This is a genomic window from Streptomyces sp. NPDC001020 (assembly GCF_053599115.1).
Window position 1 is genome coordinate 50,696 of sequence record NZ_JBSFLQ010000007.1, and the last position, 17,105, is coordinate 67,800.

A 17,105-nucleotide genomic window follows, 5' to 3' on the forward strand; every position below is an offset into this window, starting at 1 on the left:
CCTCGGCAGAGTTATGAGTGCGTCACCTGGTGGTCGGGTAGTGCGGCCGGGGTGGGCCGGGTTGCCGGGCGCATGGTCGGAATCAGTACGGCCAGCCCGGCGAAGATGACCGCGGCGACGACGCCAGTGACGTGCAGGCTGACGGTGAACGCCTCCCGTGCGGTGTGCAGCAGTACCGAGCGCCGGCCGGCGGGAAGGTGCCGACTGGCGGCGACCGCGCCGGCCAGGGAGTCGGACGTGCCGTCCATCCGGCTGCGGTAGATCACCGCGGCCACCACGCCGAGCAGCGCGAAGCCGAGCGAGCCGCCGATGTAGTTGCCGGTCTCCGACATCGACGCCGCCGAACCGGCGCGCTCCGGCGGCACCGATCCGACCACCAGCCCGGTGCCCAGCGCGAAGAGCGGGCCGGTGCCCAGCGCCAGTACGGTGATGCCGGTCATCACCAGCGGTAGGGCGTGCGGCCCGTCGACGCCGACCAGCAGCAAGCCGCCCAGCGCCGACACGACCAGGCCTGCGGTGATCGCGGTCGTCTGCGTCATCCGCCTGGTCAGCGCCGGTGCGGCCATGGTGCTGGCCGCGACGCCCAGGCCCATGGGGGCGAACAGCACCGCCGACGCGGCCGGCGAGTAGCCCAGCACGTTCTGCAGGTACTGGGTCACCAGCAGGCCCGTCCCGGCCATGGCGATGCCGGCGAAGACCAGTGCGACGAGCACGGCCGTGAACGGGCGACTGCGTAGCAGCCGCAGGTCCAGCAGCGGCGTGGGAAGCCGCAGCTGCCGACGCACGAACACCACGCCGATCGCCGTGCCGACGATGAGGGCGATGGCCGGCACGAGTGGCGCGTTCTCGACGGCCAGCTGCTTGATGCCGTAGATCATGAGCAGTACCGCCGCGAGCGACATGCCGACGCTGGCCGGGTCCAGCCGCCCAGGATGCTCGCCACGGAACTCCGGCAGCAGGACCGGCCCGGCGATCAGTAGCAACGCCATCGCCGGCACCGCCACCAGGAACACCGAACCCCACCAGAAGTACTGGAGCATGAACCCGGCGAGCACGGGACCGAGCGCGCCGCCGGCGAACTGACAGGTCGCCCACATCGCGATCGCCTTCCCACGCCGGCGTTCGTCGCGGAACATGTTGGTGATCAACGCCAGGGTCGACGGCGCCAGGGTCGCCCCGGCGACGCCCAGCAGCGCACGCGCGACGATCAGCATCAGCGGGTCGACCGCGAACGCGCTCACGACCGACAGCAGCGCGAACGCGGCAGCGCCGATCATCAGCAGGCGCCGACGGCCGATCCGGTCGCCGAGCGTCCCCATCGTGATGACCAGGCCGGCCACCATGAACCCGTAGCTGTCACTGATCCACAGTTGCTCGACGTTGTCCGCCCCCAGGTCGGCGCTCAGCCGCGGGAGCGCGAGGAGCAGCGCCGTCGTGTCCAACGCGACGAGGAAGGTCGGCAGCATGAGGAGAATCAGCCCCAGCCACACACGGTTGACTCGCATCCGAACCTCTCTGTTCTCTTGGTGTTTCGCCCGTTGGTCGGAGCAGCCGAGAGGTTCTTGACATCGAACTCCCGCAGATTTCCCGGCGGACGATGTCAAGACGGCAGCGGCGGCTCCGACCACCAGGCGAAGGGCCCCTGCCGGGGCTCGCGAACCATGAGGAGTACGACATGCAGTTCCTGATCAACCTGCACATCAATCCGGCCGTGCTGGACGCGCTGACCGCCGAGGAGAAGGCAGCGATCGGCGAAGGCCACGGCAGGTTCATCCAGGCGCTGAAGCAGTCCGGCGAGCTGATCACCACGCAGGCCCTCGTCGACCCGTCACAGGCCGTCGTGGTGAGCGTGCGCAACGGTCAGCCGGTGGTCACCGACGGCCCCTTCCTGGAGGCCAAGGAGCACCTGGGCGGCTTCTACCTCGTCGACTGCGAGGACAAGGAGCGGGCCATCGAGCTGGCCTCGCAGATCCCGGACGCCGCGATCGAAGGGCTGGGCGTGGAGGTGCGGCAGGTGATGTTCGCTGACGGACACTTGGAGGCATGACCGCATCTGACATCGAGGACCTGCTGCGTGGACTCACGCCGCAGGTCCTCGGCGCGCTGGTACGACGGCACGGCCAGTTCGAGGACTGCGAGGACGCTGTGCAGGAAGCCGTCCTCGCCGCCACCGTGCAGTGGCCGGCCGACGGAGTCCCGAACAACCCGCACGGCTGGCTGGTGACGGTCGCCTCTCGCCGGCTCATCGACCAGATGCGCAGCGACCACGCCCGCCGCGAACGGGAGGCCGGGACCGTCACGGAGACCGCACCCGCCGAGGTGCCGGACACCGATGACTCGCTCGTCCTGCTGTTCCTGTGCTGCCATCCGACGCTGACCGCGGCCTCCCAGACCGCCCTGACGCTGCGTGCGGTCGGCGGTCTGACCACCGCCGAGATCGCCCGCGCGTTCCTGGTGCCGGAGGCCACGATGGCGGCCAGGATCAGCCGGGCCAAGCAGCGCATCAGGGCCGCCGGCAGCACGTTCACCATGCCGGACGGTGCGGAGCTCGACGAGCGGCTACGGGTCGTCCTGCACGTGCTCTACCTGATCTTCAACGAGGGCTACACCGCCTCCTCGGGCAGCCGACTGCACCGCGTCGACCTCGCGCACGAGGCGATCCGGCTGGCCAGGACGGTGCACACACAGCTGCCCGAGGACAGTGAGGTGACCGGGCTGCTCGCGCTGATGTTGCTGACCCACGCCCGCCGCAAGGCACGTACGACAGTGTCCGGCGACCTGGTGCCGCTGGACGAGCAGGACCGTACGAAGTGGGACCGCCCGCTGATCGACGAGGGCACCGAACTGGTCAAGGAGTCGCTGGCCGGCCCAGCCCTGGGGCCTTACCAACTGCAGGCTGCCATCGCCGCGACACACGCTGACGCGGCCACGGCCAAGGAGACCAACTGGCCACAGGTACACGCCCTTTACCTGATCCTGGAACGGATCGCGCCCAACCCGATGGTCACCCTTAACCGCGCGATCGCGCTCGCCGAGACGGAAGGCCCACAGGCCGGGCTCGCCCTGCTGTCCACATTGGACAGCGACGACCGGATGGCCGGGCATCACCGGCTGCTGTCCGTACGGGCACATTTGCTGGAGAAGACCGGCGACGCGGCGGGGGCGTACGAGCACTACCGACGCGCCGCGAAGTCCACCGCCAGCCTCGCCGAGCAACGCTACCTGGAGGCCCGGGCCGGCCGAGTGACATACCTTGAACCACAGGTGTTGCGAGCACGGTGCTGAGTCACTGCCACTGAGCTGCGAGACTCCGCTGTGAGTCCGCCTCAGGACCGACAACTTCCAGAGAACTGGACAACAGCCCCGTGTAGAACGGTCGCTCCGTACGCGTAGGGGACGGACCGTCCGCGCGCTCTGGCTGCCCGAGCACGGGCCAAAGGCGGCGGTGGACGTGAGGTTCAGGTATCGGCGAGGAAGTCGGTGATGAGCTTCGCGAGTTCCGCCGGTCGTTCGGCGGCCATGGCGTGGGTAGCGCCGGGAAGGTGGACGACGCGGAGGCGGGGGTTGGCCGCGACGGCGGTGGCGATCCTCTCGGTCAGCCCCCGACGGTAGGCCGCGTAGAGCTCCGCGAACGGCTCCTGCTGAGGCATGTTCTCGGTCGCCTGTACCAGCAGCAGGGGGCATCGGGTGCGCTGATAGGCCGACAGCAGATCCAGCGACTCCTGTGCGCGGCGCAGTTGCTCAAGGGTGTCGGGATGCGGACGAAGCAGTGTCATGCCGTCCTGGCGGACGAGACTGCGTTCCAACCCTTCGAGCCAAACCGCCTCGTCGCTCGCGTACTGTGCGGCCATGGCCCGGTACCCGGCTCGCGCAGCCTCCAGTTGCTCATCGCCCATCGGCTGGGACATCGCTGCTGTCATCCCTGCGAACGTCTCGTGCAACCGCGTGACTTCGGAGACGGCGCGCTCGTGGGCCAGACCGGGCAACTGCTCGGGTCGGACGGGTGGCGGATTGCCGTCCAGGCTGACCGCGCCCCGGCACTCGGGGTGACGCTCTGCCCACAGCGCGGCCACCATTCCCCCCAGTGATGCGCCGGCGATCGCGGGGGCGTCGAGGTCCAACTCCTTGACGACGGTGTCCAGGTCGGCAAGGACCCTGTCCCATTCCCACGGCCCGTCACCCGAGCGTCCGTGGCCGCGCAGGTCGACCGCAATGACGCGGTGCTGCGAGCGTAACCGCTCCACCAGGTCTGTCACGGTGGCGAGGTTGCCTCCCGCACCGTGGAGCATGAGCAGCGGGTGCCCCGTGCCACCGGAATCGCGGATCGCGAGGGGAACCTCGGCGGTGGTCACCATGGCGTCACGCATGGTTGAGCCTTCCTTTCTGCTGAAGCCGGTCACGGATGGACCGCGGGACGACGCCGCCCTGCGGATGACGCGCGAGCTTCCCGCGGGTGACCAGGTCGTGCACGCCCTGGCGGGTGATGCCGAGCATCGCGCCGGCCACCGGGTAGGAGACCGACTCGGCGGTGGGATGACCGGTCCGCCACGCCACGACCTGCCCCATCGGTGTGCGCCACCAGTCGAGTGGAGGCTCGAAGAGGGCGTCACCGTTGCCGGGGTAGAGCGTCGACATCAGTCGCATGATCGTTGCGATCGCGGCGCGGTCGTCCTCGTCGAGCATCTGCCGGGCCCACTGCGCGGCCCGGTCGCGCACCTGAGAGCGCACCGCGTCGACTGCGGTACCGCCCTCGAAGAGGATCTCCAGCGGGTCGATCAGCCGGACCATGACTGACTGGGCGAGTTGATCGATGAGTTGATCATGCGTCGGGAACACGGGTCCTCCGTTCTTCGAGATCATCCTCAAATACTTGACGAATGCTGTCAAGCAGAGGGTTTGACGGTGTTGAACGAGGTCGACGCCGTCGGTGGTGCGGTCCTGGGGCACATGGGTCGTGAGGCCCTGGCGGCCGCGGCGCGCGCGTGCCTTGTTGTTGCCGTCCCCGCAACCGGACTGGCCTTGTCGCCGCGCGCCGTTGCACGCTGGCCGTGTCGACAGGAGAGGCTGATCACCATGGCACAGGAGCACCAGGGTCACCACCACGACCCGCACGACCACGACCACCACCGGCACGGCCACACCGACATCGACTGGTCCGCGATGGCCCCGCTGCTGGAATCCCAGGCGGAGTTGTTCGCGCCCCTGTACCGGCAGGCCATGGCCTGGCTGTCCGAGGAGGTGAGCGCACCCGGCCTGGTCGTCGATACGGGCAGTGGCCCGGGGGTTGTCTCCGGCCTGTTCGCCGAGGCCTTCCCGGGGGCCCGGGTCGTCGCGGTGGACGGCTCCGCACCGCTTCTCGAACGGGCCGGTACTCGCGCCACACGCCTCGGATTCGCCGACCGCTTCTCCACCCTCACCGGCGAACTACCGGAGGTCCTGAACCGGTTGGATCGTCCGGCCGACCTGTTGTGGGCCAGTAACAGCGTGCACCACCTGGGCGACCAGCGCGCCGCCCTGGCCTTGTTCGCCGGGCACCTGGCCCCCGGCGGCACCCTCGCCGTTCTGGAGGGAGGTCTGCCCGCCCGCTTCCTGCCCCGGGACATCGGCATCGGCCGCCCCGGTCTGCAGGCCCGCCTCGACGTGGTGGAGGCCGACTGGTTCACGCGGATGCGGGAGGAACTGCCCGGCTCCGTAGCCGAGACCGAGGACTGGCCGACCCTGCTGGCCGCCGCCGGCCTGAAGCCCACCGGTACGCGCAGCTTCCTCCTCGATCTCCCCGCCCCGGCCTCCGACCCGGCCCGCGCCTACGCCGTCGCCTCCCTCAGTCGCCTGCGCGAAGCGATGGCCGACGAGATCAGCGCAGCGGACCTCGCCACCCTGGACCGCCTCCTCGACCCCGACGACGAGGCGAGCGTGCACCGCAGGAAGGACGTCTTCGTCCTGAAGGCGCACACCGTGCACACGGCCGTGCGGACCTCCTGAACCGTGCTGCGCCCCTCGTCCGGCCCTCCACCTGAAGTCCACCGAAGACGGCGACGGCCCGGCCGCGCGGAACGCGGTCGGGCCGGGTGAGGTGTCGAACCCGTTGTCAGACCATGTCGAACGCGGCCGGGTCAGGGCCGATGCGGCGGTCCTCGTTGAGCGCACTGATCGCCGCCATGTCCTCCGTGTCCAGCGAGAAGTCGAAGACCTCGATGTTCTCCTTGATCCGGGACGGCGTCACGGACTTCGGGATCACGACGTTGCCGAGCTGGAGGTGCCAGCGCAGCACGATCTGCGCCGGGGAGCGGCCGTGCTTCTGGGCGATGGCGACGATCGCCGGGACCTCCAGGAGACCCTTGCCCTGGCCGAGCGGTGACCAGGCCTCCGTGGCGATGCCCTGCGCCGCGTGGAAGTCGCGTGCCGCGCGCTGCTGCAGATGCGGGTGCAGCTCGATCTGGTTGATCGCCGGGATGACGGACGTCGCGCCGATCAGCGTTTCCAGGTGCTGCGGAAGGAAGTTGGAGACACCGATCGCCTTGGCGCGGCCGTCCGCGTAGATCTTCTCGAAGGCCTTGTAGGTCTCGACGAACGTGCCCCGGGACGGCAGCGGCCAGTGGATCAGATACAGATCCACGTAGTCCAGGCCGAGCTTCTCCAAGGACGTGTCGAAGGCGCGCAGCGTGGAGTCGTATCCCTGGTCGCTGTTCCAGAGCTTGGTGGTGATGAAGAGGTCCTCGCGCGGGATGGCGGAGGCGGCGACCGCATTGCCGACGCCCTCTTCGTTGCCGTAGATCGCCGCGGTGTCGATGCTGCGGTACCCGGCCTCCAGGGCGGTGGCGACGGCGCTCTCCGCCTCGTCGTCGGGCACCTGCCAGACGCCGAAGCCCAGCTGGGGCATCTCGACGCCGTTGTTCAGGATGATCGGGGGGACCTTGCTGCTCACGAGCTCTTGATCCTTAAGTCGACGGGTGGTACAGGTGATACTGACATCGTCAACGATCACGGCCCGACGTGCATTCCTGACCGGCTGATTCCCCCGTGAATCTCGCCGGGAAGCACAGATTGGCCGGAATCGGATAGGCCTCATCGATCCGGCCCCGTTCCTCGGTCCAGATCATGGGCCCGGTCGCCCGACCAGAGGCGGTGCTCGTCGGGATCACGCCTGGTACAGCGCCTCCACCTCGTTCGCGTATGCGCTCTCGATGGCCTTGCGCTTCAGCTTCAGCGACGGGGTGAGCAGGCCGTGCTCCTCGGTGAACTGGTGCGCGAGGATCCGGAACGTGCGGATCGACTCCGCCTTCGAGACGAGGGTGTTCGCGGCGACCACCGCGCGCCGCACCTCCGTCTCCAGGTCGGGGTCGTGCACCAGCTGCTCCGGAGACAGCCGTGGCTTGCGGCGCATCTGCAGCCAGTGCCCCACGGCCTCGGCGTCGATCGTGATCAGCGCGGCCACGTACGGGCGGTCGTTGCCGACGACGATGCACTGCGCGACCAGCGGATGGTCGCGTACGCGCTCCTCCAGCTGTCCCGGTGACACGCTCTTACCGCCGGAGGTCACCAGGATCTCCTTCTTGCGGCCGGTGATGGTCAGATAGCCGTCCGCGTCCAGGGAGCCCAGGTCGCCGGTCGCGAGCCAGCCGTCGTGCAGCACCTCGTGGGTGGCCTTGGGGTTGTTGAGGTAGCCCTGGAAGACATTGCCGCCGCGCAGCCAGATCTCGCCGTCGTCCGCGATGTGCACGGTCGTTCCGGGGATGGCCTGGCCGACCGTGCCGTACCGGGTGCGTTCGGGCGGGTTCGCGGTCGCGGCCGCCGTCGACTCCGTCAGCCCGTACCCCTCGTAGATCTGCACGCCGGCGCCCGCGAAGAACAGCCCCAGTCGGCGGTCCATCGCCGAGCCGCCCGACATCGCGTGCCGCACCCGGCCGCCCATCGCCGCACGGATCTTGGCGTACACCACCTTGTCGAAGAACTGGTGCTGCATGCGCAGGCCCGCCGACGGGCCGGGACCGGTGCCCCACGCCTTCGCCTCGATCGCGTCCGCGTAGTTGACGGCGACCTCCACCGCCTTCTCGAACGGGCCGGAGCGGCCCTCCTTCTCGGCCTTGCGGCGGGCCGCGTTGAAGACCTTCTCGAAGATGTACGGCACCGCGAGGAAGAACGTCGGCCGGAACGCGGCCAGGTCGGGCAGCAGCGCCTCCGCGTTGAGCTGCGGCTGGTGGCCGACCCTCACCCTGCCGCGGATGGCCGCGATCTGCACCATCCGCCCGAAGACGTGGGCCAGCGGCAGGAACAGCAGCGTGGCCGCCTCGTCGCCCCTCCTGGAGTGGAAGACCGGCTCCCAGCGCTCGATGACCGTGTCGGCCTCGAACATGAAGTTGTCGTGGGAGAACACACAGCCCTTGGGGCGGCCCGTGGTGCCGGATGTGTAGATGACCGTCGCCGTCGACTCGGGGGTGACCGCGCGCCGGTGCCGGTGCACCACCTCGTCATCGATGTGCGCGCCCATGTCGTACAGCCGCTGGAGGGCGCCCGCGTCCAACTGCCACAACCTGTGCAGTCGCGGCAGCCGGTCGATGACCGTGGCGACCGTCATCGCATGGTCCTCGTGCTCCACCATCGCGGCCGTCGCCTGCGCGTCGTGCAGCATCCAGCAGACCTGCTCGGCCGACGAGGTGGGGTAGACGGGCACCACCTGGGCGCCGATCGTCCACAACGCGTAGTCGAAGAGCGTCCACTCGTAGCGCGTACGGCACATGATGGCGACCCGGTCCCCGAACGTGATCCCGTCCGCCAACAGGCCCTTGGCGAGCGCGAGTACCTCGTCGCGGAACTCGGCGGCCGTCACATCACGCCACCGGCCCTGCTCGTCCTTGCGGCCGAGGGTGACCCGGAGCGGATCTTCCTGGGCGTACTCGAAGACGACGTCGGCCAGACCGCCCGTCGGCGGTGCCGACGTCAACGGAGGGTTGGTGAACTCGCGCAATCCCCGCTCCTAGTGGTGCTCCGCACGGCGCGGTGAAAGCTACCCCACGGCACGGCCGGGCGGGAGGGGGGTCAATTTCCGGCGGCTGCCCGCAAATGCACAGGTCAGCCGGGAAAATGCCCGCAGATGGGAAAGGGTCGGACAGAATTCCATACCGTCTCGTAAGTCCTGCCTCGTAATCTCCACCGAATCTGTACGGCGCGGTTACGGCGCCGCGGGCCCCAAGGGCTGTCCGTGATCCCTGGCGGGCGTGCCAGGAATCACGGGAGAGCTCTCAACGCCGGTGCAGCCGGTCTCCACCCGCCAGGATCGCCGCCGCCAGGGCCCTGGCCGCGCCCTGCGCCGGAGCCGTGCGGTGGCCGTGCACCAGGACGAAGTCGACCTCGCCCAGGTCGGGAAGGCCCGCCCGCTCGGGAACCCGGGCCAGGCCGGGCGGGATCAGACCCCGGGAGTGGGGCATCACGCCGAGGCCGGCTCGGGCGGCCGCGATCAGGCCGTTGAGGCTGCCGCTGGTGCACACGATGCGCCAGGCGCGGCCCTGTTCCTCCAGAGCCTGAAGGGCGCGGGCGCGTGTGATGCCCGGCGGTGGATAGACGATCAGGGGAACCGGGCGGTCGGGGTCGAGCCGCAACCGCTCCGAGCCGATCCACACCAGCCTGTCGTGCCGGACCAGCTCGCCGCGCGAGTCCTGGGGGCGCCGCTTGGCCAGCACCAGGTCCAGCCTGCCCGCGCTGAGCTGTTCGTGCAGTGTGCCCGACAGCTCGACGGTCAGCTCCAGGTCCACCTCGGGGTGGTCGTGACGGAAGCCCTCCAGGATCTCCGGCAGCCGGGTCAGTACGAAGTCCTCCGAAGCTCCGAACCGCAGCCTGCCCCGCAGCCTCGTCCCGGTGAAGAACGCCGTCGCCTGCTCGTGCACCTGAAGGATCCGGCGGGCGAAGCCGAGCATCGCCTCGCCGTCCTCCGTCAGTTCGACGGAGTGGGTGTCCCGGAGGAAGAGCTGGCGTCCGGTCGCGTCCTCCAGACGGCGCACGTGCTGGCTGACGGTCGACTGGCGCAGTCCGAGCCGCCTGGCGGCCTGCGTGAAGCTGAGCGTCTGGGCAACCGCCAGGAACGTACGCAGGTGGGAGGGGTCGTACACACCCACAGGCTATCGCGAATCATGATGACAGTCAGAGCGGTATGGCGGATTCCCGATCGCTCGCGGCAGGGGACGATGTGGAGGGCACGACCGTGTCCGGTACCGGACGTACAGCGAAGTAGTGGAGCACAGTGAATCGCCTGCGATGGCCGCGTTGGATGCCCGTCGACCCGTACATCCTCCTGCTGCTGGGGACCGTGGGGCTCGCCGCCCTCGTCCCGGCGCGAGGCACGGCCGCACACGTCGCGTCCGGCGCCTCCACAGCCGCGATCGCCTTCCTCTTCTTCCTGTACGGGGCCCGGCTCTCCACCCATGAGGCGCTGGCCGGGCTCAGGCACTGGCGACTCCATGCCACCGTGCTGGCCTGCACGTTCGTGGTCTTCCCCCTGCTGGGCATCGCGACCCGCGGGCTGGTGCCGGTGCTCCTGACACACGACCTCTACACCGGCCTCCTCTTCCTCACTCTCGTCCCGTCGACCATCCAGTCGTCGATCGCCTTCACCTCGATCGCCCGCGGCAACGTGCCCGCCGCGATCTGCGCGGGCTCCTTCTCCTCCCTCGCCGGCATCGTCATCACCCCGCTGCTCGCGGCGGTGCTGCTGGGCAACAGCGGCGGGGGGTTCTCCGCGGACTCACTCGTCAAGATCGTGCTGCAACTGCTGGTGCCGTTCCTGGCGGGGCAGGCGCTGCGCCGGTGGATCGGCGGGTTCGTCACGCGGCACAGGAAGGTGCTCGGGCTCGTCGACCGCGGCTCGATCCTGATGGTCGTCTACACCGCGTTCAGCGAGGGCATGGTGCAGGGCATCTGGCACCAGGTGAGCCCGCCGCGGCTCGGCGGCCTGCTCGCCGTCGAAGCGGCGCTGCTCGCCGCGATGCTCGCGCTGACCTGGTACGGCGGCCGGGTCCTGGGCTTCGACCGAGGTGACCGGATCGCGATCCAGTTCGCCGGGTCGAAGAAGTCCCTCGCCTCCGGACTGCCCATGGCGAGCGTCCTGTTCGGCACGCACGCCGCGCTCGCCGTGCTCCCCCTGATGCTGTTCCACCAGATGCAGCTCATGGTCTGCGCGGTGATCGCCAAGCGCCGCTCCCACGACGTGGAGGCGTTGGCGGCGGGGTCGGAGCCGGCCGCGGCCTCACCTGCCGAGGCCGGTACGGAGGCGCGTTCCGACTGAGGGGCATGCGGAGATCAGGGGCACAACACCACCTTCCCCAGGTTGCGCCGCGACTCGATCGCCTCGTGCGCCTTCGCCGCGTCCGGCAGCGCGAACGTCTCGTGCACGACGGGCCTGATCGCGCCCTCGGTGAACAGCCGCCACAGCTCCTGCCGCCATCGCTCGCAGAGCTGCGGCCTCCCGCGGGCGATGAGCGCCATCTGGAAGCCGATCACGGACTTGGCGCCCACCAGCAGGTCGTACGCCTGGACGGTCCCGCCGCCCGAACTGTACGCGACGAGCCGGCCGCCAGGCGCGAGCGCGGCGATCGCCGGGGTGAGCAGGTCGCCGCCCACCGCGTCGAGGACGTAGTCGACGGGGTCGCCCCATCGCGGGGTGTCGTAGGTGACAACCTCGTCGGCGCCGAGCGAGCGCACGAAGTCCGCCTTGCCGGCGTCGGACACCGCGCCCACGACGTGTGAGGCCCCGCGTATCCGGGCCAGTTGCAGCGCGAGGTGGCCGACGCCGCTCGCCGCCGCCGTGACCAGCGCCGATTCACCCCGCTCGGGGCGCGCAGCCGCCAGCGCACCGAGGGCTACCAGCCCGCTGCGCACCAGCGCGACCGCGTCGACGGCGCTCGCGGTGTCAGGCACCGGGGAGGCCATGGCCTCATGCAGGACGGCGAAGTCGGCGTAGCCGTGCCCGAAGCACAGGCCCGTCACCCGGTCGCCGACCCGGAAGCGGGTGACGTCGGCGCCGACCGCCGCCACCTCCCCGGCGATCTCCCCACCGAGCGGGATCGGCTCGGCGGCCTCGGTGACCTTGCGTACGACGGGCAGGGTGACTCCGACGGCCTCGCAGCGCACGAGCAGTTCGCCGGGGCCGGCCTGCGGGACGGGAGCCTCCTCCAGGAACAGCGGGCCGCCGATGGACTCGTACCGGACGCGACGCATCGCACCTCCAGGCGTTAGGGAAGGTCGTTGGGGAACCCAACGGTATCCCGATTTTCGTTGGGAAGTCCAATGACTTTTGGGTAGGCTTCGGTCATGGTCGAAGCCCCCCTCCCCGCGATTCGCTCCCTGCCGAGCTGGCTCCTCGGTCGCGCCGCCGCGCGCGGCCGGGCCCTGGTGGCCGACGCCCTCGCCGCCGAGGGCATGAAGATGTGGCACCACGTGGTGCTCTCCGCCGTCCGCGACCTCGGCCCCGTCGCCCAGGCCGACCTCGGCCGCGGCGTCGCGCTCGACCCCAAGGACCTGGTCGGCGTCCTCAATGACCTGCAGGCGGCCGGTCTCGCCGTCCGCGCGCCGGATCCGAAGGACCGCCGCAAGAACGCGGTGTCCCTGACCGAGGAGGGCGGCCGGCTGTTGGAGCGCTGTGAGAAGGCGGCCCGCGAGGCGAACGATGCGCTGCTCGCGCCGCTCTCGGCGGCCGAACGGGAGCAGTTCATGGAGCTGCTGACCCGCGTCTCGGGCACCGCCCCGCGCACCGCCTGTGGCTGACCGGTCAGGCCAGCAGGCCGCCGCCGTCCACGACCACCACCGAGCCAGTGCTGAAGCCGCCGCGCAGCAGATACAGGTACGCCTCCGCGACGTCGTCCGGCGTGCCAACCCGGCCCAGGGGAAGCGAAGCGGCGGTGGACTCGTACAGCCTGTTGCGGTCCGTCTCGGGCAGGTCCCGCCACAGTTCGGTGCGGACCACGCCGGGCGAGACCACGTTGACCCGCAGCGGCGCGAGCTCCAGGGCCAGCGCCCGGGTGAGCGACTCCATCGCCCCGCACAGGCTCGCGGCGACACTCGTGCCCGGCATCGGTCGATGGCCCGCGATCCCCGTCGTCAGTACGACGGATCCGCCCTTCCGGATCCGGGGCGCACCGTACTTGACGGCCGCGTACGCACCCCACAGCCGGGTGTCCAGGAACCGCCTGGCACGCGTCAGGTCCGACTCCGCGAGGCTCTCCAGCAGCAGTGACTCGCCAGCCGTGTAGACCAGATGGTCGAAGTCGCCGAGCCGCTCGAAGAAGCCGCGCACCGCGGCCTCGTCGGCGGCGTCCAGAACGTGCCCCTCGGCGTCCTGCGGCAGTCGCTTGAGCGCCGCGTCCACACTTTTCTGTCGCCGGGAGGCGACGACCACCTCGGCGCCCTCCCGCGCGGCGGCCTCCGCGACCCCGAGTCCGATGCCCGAAGTGCCGCCGATGACGACGGTCCGCTCTCCTCGCAAGCCCACAACTTGCCCCTTTCATGCCGGTTCGGCGGGACTCAGTCTGCGCCTGCGTACCGCTGACGGGCCCACCGCCGTGCCGAGGGGAAGCCGGTCAGCCCTGGGTCGCCCCAGCCCCCAGGGTGATGCGATGCTCGCCCGCGTACACGTTCATGGAGCTGCCCCGCAGGAAGCCCACCAGGGTCAGGCCCGTCTCGGCGGCCAGGTCCACTGCCAGCGAGGAGGGCGCGGAGACCGCGGCCAGCATCGGGATGCCCGCCATCACGGCCTTCTGCGCCAGCTCGAAGGAGGCCCGGCCCGAGACGAGCAGGATCGTGCGGGACAGCGGCAGGTCACCGTTCTGCAGGGCGCGGCCGACCAGCTTGTCGACCGCGTTGTGCCGGCCCACGTCCTCCCGGATGTCGAGCAGCTCCCCGTCCTCGGAGAACAGGGCCGCCGCGTGCAGGCCCCCGGTCCGGTCGAACACCCGCTGGGCCGCACGCAGCCGATCGGGAAGGCTTGCGAGCAGCTCCGGCTCGACCCGCAGCGGGGGAGTGTCGGCGATCGGCCGACGCGCCGTCGTGCGGACCGCGTCCAGGCTCGCCTTGCCGCACAGGCCGCAGGAGGACGTGGTGTAGACGTTCCGCTCGAGTGTGATGTCCGGGATCGCCACACCTGGCGCGGTTCTCACGTCCACCACGTTGTAGGTGTTGGTGCCTCCCCCACTCTCGACTCCGCTCGAGCGGGAGGTGCCCCCACCTGTGGCGCCCGCGCAGTACACGATGTTCCGCAGCTCCGAGGCGTCACCCAGGACGCCCTCGCTCACCAGGAAGCCCGCGGCGAGTGCGAAGTCGTCGCCCGGGGTGCGCATGGTGATCGCGAGCGGCTTGCCGTTGAGCCGGATCTCCAGCGGTTCCTCGGCGACCAGTGTGTCCGGGCGGGAGGAGACTGCACCGTCCCGGATGCGGATCACCTTGCGTCGTTCCGTGACTCGTCCCACGTCCTGATCAGCCCCGGTTCTGTGCTTGCTGGTGGCCGAAACGGCCCTTGACCGCGGAGGTTGCCGTAGCCCACCGAGTCGGCGCGCGGCGAGGTGACCTTCGCGGTCTCATTGTCCTGCACCTGCACGGTGAGTCCCACGCCGCGGTAGGCGCACATCGACCACCGGGATGTGCGGGAAGCCGACAACGCGCACGCCCGGTTCCTGTCGATCGTCGTGCCGTCGTACCCGTGAGTATCTGATCAGACTGGTTGATCTCGACACCCAAGGCAACGAGGGGATACACCCATGAACGGCTCGCGCATCGCCGCCGTCGGCCACTACCAGCCCGCCAAGGTGCTCACCAACGAGGATCTGGCGGCCATGGTCGACAGCAGCGACGAGTGGATCAGGAGCCGGGTGGGCATCCGCACGCGCCACCTCGCCGGGCCCGACGAACCCGTCGACGAGCTGGCCGCGCACGCCGCCGCCAAGGCGCTCGCGGCGGCGGGCCTGGCGCCCGGCGACATCGACCTGGTCGTGGTCGCCACCTGCACGGCCATCGACACCTCGCCGAACACGGCCGCCCGTGTCGCCGCCCGGCTCGGCATTCCGCAGCCCGCCGCGATGGACGTCAACGTCGTCTGCGCCGGTTTCCCGCACGCGCTCGCCACCGCCGACCACGCGGTGCGCGCGGGCGCGTCCAAGCGGGCACTCGTCATCGGCGCCGAGAAGATGTCCGACGTCACCGACTGGACCGACCGCACGACCTGTGTGCTGGTCGGAGACGGTGCCGGGGCCGTCGTCGTCGAGGCGTGCCCGCCCGCTGAAGAGCCCGGGATCGCGCCCGTGCTGTGGGGCTCGGTGCCCGCGATGGGGCACGCGGTGCGCATCGAGGGAACGCCGTCGCGGTTCGCGCAGGAGGGGCAGAGCGTGTACCGATGGGCGACGACCCAACTGCCGCCCATCGCGCGCCAGGTCTGTGAGCGGGCCGGGATCGCCCCCGAGGACCTGGACGCGGTGGTGCTGCACCAGGCGAACCTGCGCATCATCGAGCCGCTCGCCGAGAGGCTCGGCGCGGTGAACGCGGTCGTCGCCCGCGATGTCGTCGAGTCCGGGAACACCTCGGCGGCGAGCATTCCGCTCGCGCTCTCCAAGCTCGTGGAGCGCGGCGAGATCTCGACCGGCGACCGGGTGCTGCTCTTCGGTTTCGGCGGCAACCTGTCGTACGCCGGGCAGGTCGTCCGCTGCCCGTAGAGGCCATTGCCACTGCGTCTTTGTCCTGCGAGTGGAGAAAGTCGGCGCCAATCTCTGCACGACTTCTTCCCAGTATCGGTGGCCACTGCTACGTTCCTCTCGAAAGCACGACACCGATGGCCGAATTGAGGCGGGGAGGGGCTCGTGAGACGCATGACGGCACGTCCCGCGAACGCCCATCAGGCCCGGCTGCTACGACTGTTGCGCGACGGGGGCCCCAACTCCCGTGCACAACTCGGAGATCAGGTCGAACTGTCGCGGTCCAAGCTGGCCGTGGAGGTCGACCGGCTGCTCGAGACGGGACTGGTCGTGGCCGACGGACTCGCCGCCTCGCGCGGTGGCCGTCGTTCCCACAACATCCGGCTCGCCCCCAGCCTGCGCTTCCTCGGCGTCGACATCGGCGCGACCTCGGTCGACGTCGCCGTCACCAACGCCGAACTGGAGGTGCTCGGGCACCTCAACCAGCCCATGGACGTACGCGAGGGCCCCGTCGCGATCTTTGACCAAGTCCTCGCGATGGCCGCGAAGTTGAAGGCCTCCGGGCTCGCGGAGGGCTTCGACGGCGCGGGCATCGGCGTCCCGGGTCCGGTCCGATTCCCCGAGGGCGTACCGGTCGCCCCGCCGATCATGCCGGGCTGGGACGGCTTCCCGGTGCGGGAGGCACTCAGCCAGGAACTCGGCTGCCCGGTCATGGTCGACAACGACGTGAACCTGATGGCCATGGGCGAGCAGCACGCGGGCGTCGCCCGAACCGTGGGCGACTTCCTCTGCGTCAAGATCGGCACGGGTATCGGCTGCGGCATCGTCGTCGGAGGTGAGGTCCACCGCGGTACGACGGGCAGTGCGGGCGACATCGGGCACATCCAGGCCGTGCCCGACGGACGCCAGTGCGCCTGCGGCAACCGCGGTTGCCTGGAAGCCCACTTCAGTGGGGCGGCCCTCGCCCACGACGCGTGGGAGGCGGCCCAGCAGGGACTCTCGGCGGAGCTGGCGGCCAGGCTGGAGGCGAACGGTGCGCTCAGTGCCGCCGACGTCGCCGCCGCGGCCGCCGCGGGCGACGCCACCTCGCTCGCCCTCATCCGGGAGGGCGGCACCCGCACCGGCCAGGTCATCGCCGGCCTGGTCAGCTTCTTCAACCCCGGCCTGGTGGTGATCGGCGGCGGGGTGACCGGCCTCGGCCACACCCTGCTCGCCGCGATCCGTACCCAGGTCTACCGCCAGTCACTGCCCCTCGCGACGGGCAACCTACCCATCGTTCTGGGGGAGTTGGGGCACATCGCCGGTGTCATCGGCGCGGCCCGGCTCATCAGCGACCACCTCTTCTCACCCGCGTAACCGGCTCGCCCGTAGAGATCACCAGCACAGCGCCCTGCTCTGCCCTGTACCGAAACCGCCTGCCCGGCAGTCGTTTCGCCCTGG

General features: G+C 70.2%; 16 protein-coding genes and 1 pseudogene. 7 read left to right on the forward strand and 10 right to left on the reverse strand.

Going from position 1 to position 17,105, the window contains the following annotated elements; genetic code table 11:
* Positions 1–11 precede the first annotated feature (11 nt).
* Complete coding sequence (locus ACWDEX_RS08365) at positions 12–1,505, reverse strand: MFS transporter (RefSeq protein WP_450462484.1); 1,494 nt, start codon at positions 1,503–1,505, stop codon at positions 12–14.
* A gap of 170 nt (positions 1,506–1,675) precedes the next feature.
* Between ACWDEX_RS08365 and ACWDEX_RS08370 the strand changes: the two genes are divergently transcribed.
* On the forward strand, positions 1,676–2,047 hold the full coding sequence (locus ACWDEX_RS08370) for a YciI family protein (protein ID WP_450462485.1): 372 nt from the start codon (positions 1,676–1,678) through the stop codon (positions 2,045–2,047).
* The gene (locus ACWDEX_RS08375) at positions 2,044–3,285 is read left to right on the forward strand and encodes an RNA polymerase sigma factor (RefSeq protein WP_450462486.1); all 1,242 of its coding nucleotides are present in this window, start codon (positions 2,044–2,046) and stop codon (positions 3,283–3,285) included. The genes ACWDEX_RS08370 and ACWDEX_RS08375 overlap by 4 nt, the downstream gene beginning before the upstream one ends.
* A gap of 173 nt (positions 3,286–3,458) precedes the next feature.
* Here ACWDEX_RS08375 and ACWDEX_RS08380 read toward each other — a convergent pair whose 3' ends face one another.
* Both ACWDEX_RS08380 and ACWDEX_RS08385 read right to left on the reverse strand, forming a co-directional pair.
* Positions 3,459–4,367: an alpha/beta fold hydrolase gene (locus ACWDEX_RS08380; protein WP_450462487.1), complete on the reverse strand. Its 909-nt coding sequence runs from the start codon at positions 4,365–4,367 to the stop codon at positions 3,459–3,461.
* Complete coding sequence (locus tag ACWDEX_RS08385) at positions 4,360–4,836, reverse strand: hypothetical protein (RefSeq protein ID WP_450462488.1); 477 nt, start codon at positions 4,834–4,836, stop codon at positions 4,360–4,362. Before ACWDEX_RS08385 ends, ACWDEX_RS08380 begins: the two co-directional genes overlap by 8 nt.
* 237 nt (positions 4,837–5,073) lie before the next feature.
* Here ACWDEX_RS08385 and ACWDEX_RS08390 point away from each other — a divergent pair, with 237 nt between their 5' ends.
* Positions 5,074–5,982, forward strand: a complete 909-nt coding sequence (locus ACWDEX_RS08390; protein ID WP_450462489.1) for a class I SAM-dependent methyltransferase — start codon at positions 5,074–5,076, stop codon at positions 5,980–5,982.
* 106 nt (positions 5,983–6,088) lie between these two features.
* Here the strand turns inward: ACWDEX_RS08390 and ACWDEX_RS08395 are convergent, their stop codons facing one another.
* The 3 genes from ACWDEX_RS08395 to ACWDEX_RS08405 form a co-directional block, all read right to left on the reverse strand.
* Positions 6,089–6,925: an aldo/keto reductase gene (locus ACWDEX_RS08395; protein WP_450462490.1), complete on the reverse strand. Its 837-nt coding sequence runs from the start codon at positions 6,923–6,925 to the stop codon at positions 6,089–6,091.
* Between the two features lie 213 nt (positions 6,926–7,138).
* Entirely contained in the window at positions 7,139–8,965 is a 1,827-nt protein-coding gene (locus ACWDEX_RS08400) for an AMP-dependent synthetase/ligase (RefSeq protein WP_450462491.1), read from the reverse strand.
* A gap of 274 nt (positions 8,966–9,239) precedes the next feature.
* Entirely contained in the window at positions 9,240–10,103 is an 864-nt protein-coding gene (locus ACWDEX_RS08405) for a LysR substrate-binding domain-containing protein (RefSeq protein WP_450462492.1), read from the reverse strand.
* Positions 10,104–10,261: 158 nt separating this feature from the next.
* Here ACWDEX_RS08405 and ACWDEX_RS08410 point away from each other — a divergent pair, with 158 nt between their 5' ends.
* Entirely contained in the window at positions 10,262–11,275 is a 1,014-nt protein-coding gene (locus ACWDEX_RS08410; protein ID WP_450462493.1) for a bile acid:sodium symporter family protein, read from the forward strand.
* A gap of 14 nt (positions 11,276–11,289) precedes the next feature.
* Here the strand turns inward: ACWDEX_RS08410 and ACWDEX_RS08415 are convergent, their stop codons facing one another.
* Complete coding sequence (locus ACWDEX_RS08415; RefSeq protein ID WP_450462494.1) at positions 11,290–12,207, reverse strand: quinone oxidoreductase family protein; 918 nt, start codon at positions 12,205–12,207, stop codon at positions 11,290–11,292.
* 93 nt (positions 12,208–12,300) lie between these two features.
* On the opposite strand from ACWDEX_RS08415, the gene ACWDEX_RS08420 reads away from it, so the two are divergent.
* Positions 12,301–12,753 carry a MarR family winged helix-turn-helix transcriptional regulator gene (locus ACWDEX_RS08420; RefSeq protein ID WP_450462495.1) on the forward strand — a complete coding sequence of 151 codons (453 nt, stop codon included), beginning with the start codon at positions 12,301–12,303 and terminating at the stop codon, positions 12,751–12,753.
* Between the two features lie 4 nt (positions 12,754–12,757).
* On the opposite strand, the gene ACWDEX_RS08425 is transcribed toward ACWDEX_RS08420, so the two are convergent.
* The 3 genes and pseudogenes from ACWDEX_RS08425 to ACWDEX_RS08435 all read right to left on the reverse strand — a co-directional run.
* Complete coding sequence (locus tag ACWDEX_RS08425; protein WP_450462496.1) at positions 12,758–13,477, reverse strand: SDR family oxidoreductase; 720 nt, start codon at positions 13,475–13,477, stop codon at positions 12,758–12,760.
* 88 nt (positions 13,478–13,565) lie between these two features.
* Positions 13,566–14,450 carry a formate dehydrogenase accessory sulfurtransferase FdhD gene (gene fdhD / locus ACWDEX_RS08430; RefSeq protein ID WP_450462497.1) on the reverse strand — a complete coding sequence of 295 codons (885 nt, stop codon included), beginning with the start codon at positions 14,448–14,450 and terminating at the stop codon, positions 13,566–13,568.
* Between the two features lie 7 nt (positions 14,451–14,457).
* A pseudogene (locus ACWDEX_RS08435) lies at positions 14,458–14,608 on the reverse strand (2Fe-2S iron-sulfur cluster-binding protein); the annotation flags it as partial.
* Between the two features lie 130 nt (positions 14,609–14,738).
* Between ACWDEX_RS08435 and ACWDEX_RS08440 the strand changes: the two are divergent.
* Both ACWDEX_RS08440 and ACWDEX_RS08445 read left to right on the forward strand, forming a co-directional pair.
* Positions 14,739–15,686, forward strand: a complete 948-nt coding sequence (locus ACWDEX_RS08440) for a beta-ketoacyl-ACP synthase III (protein WP_450462498.1) — start codon at positions 14,739–14,741, stop codon at positions 15,684–15,686.
* Between the two features lie 153 nt (positions 15,687–15,839).
* On the forward strand, positions 15,840–17,021 hold the full coding sequence (locus ACWDEX_RS08445; RefSeq protein ID WP_450462640.1) for an ROK family protein: 1,182 nt from the start codon (positions 15,840–15,842) through the stop codon (positions 17,019–17,021).
* Positions 17,022–17,105: the final 84 nt, after the last annotated feature.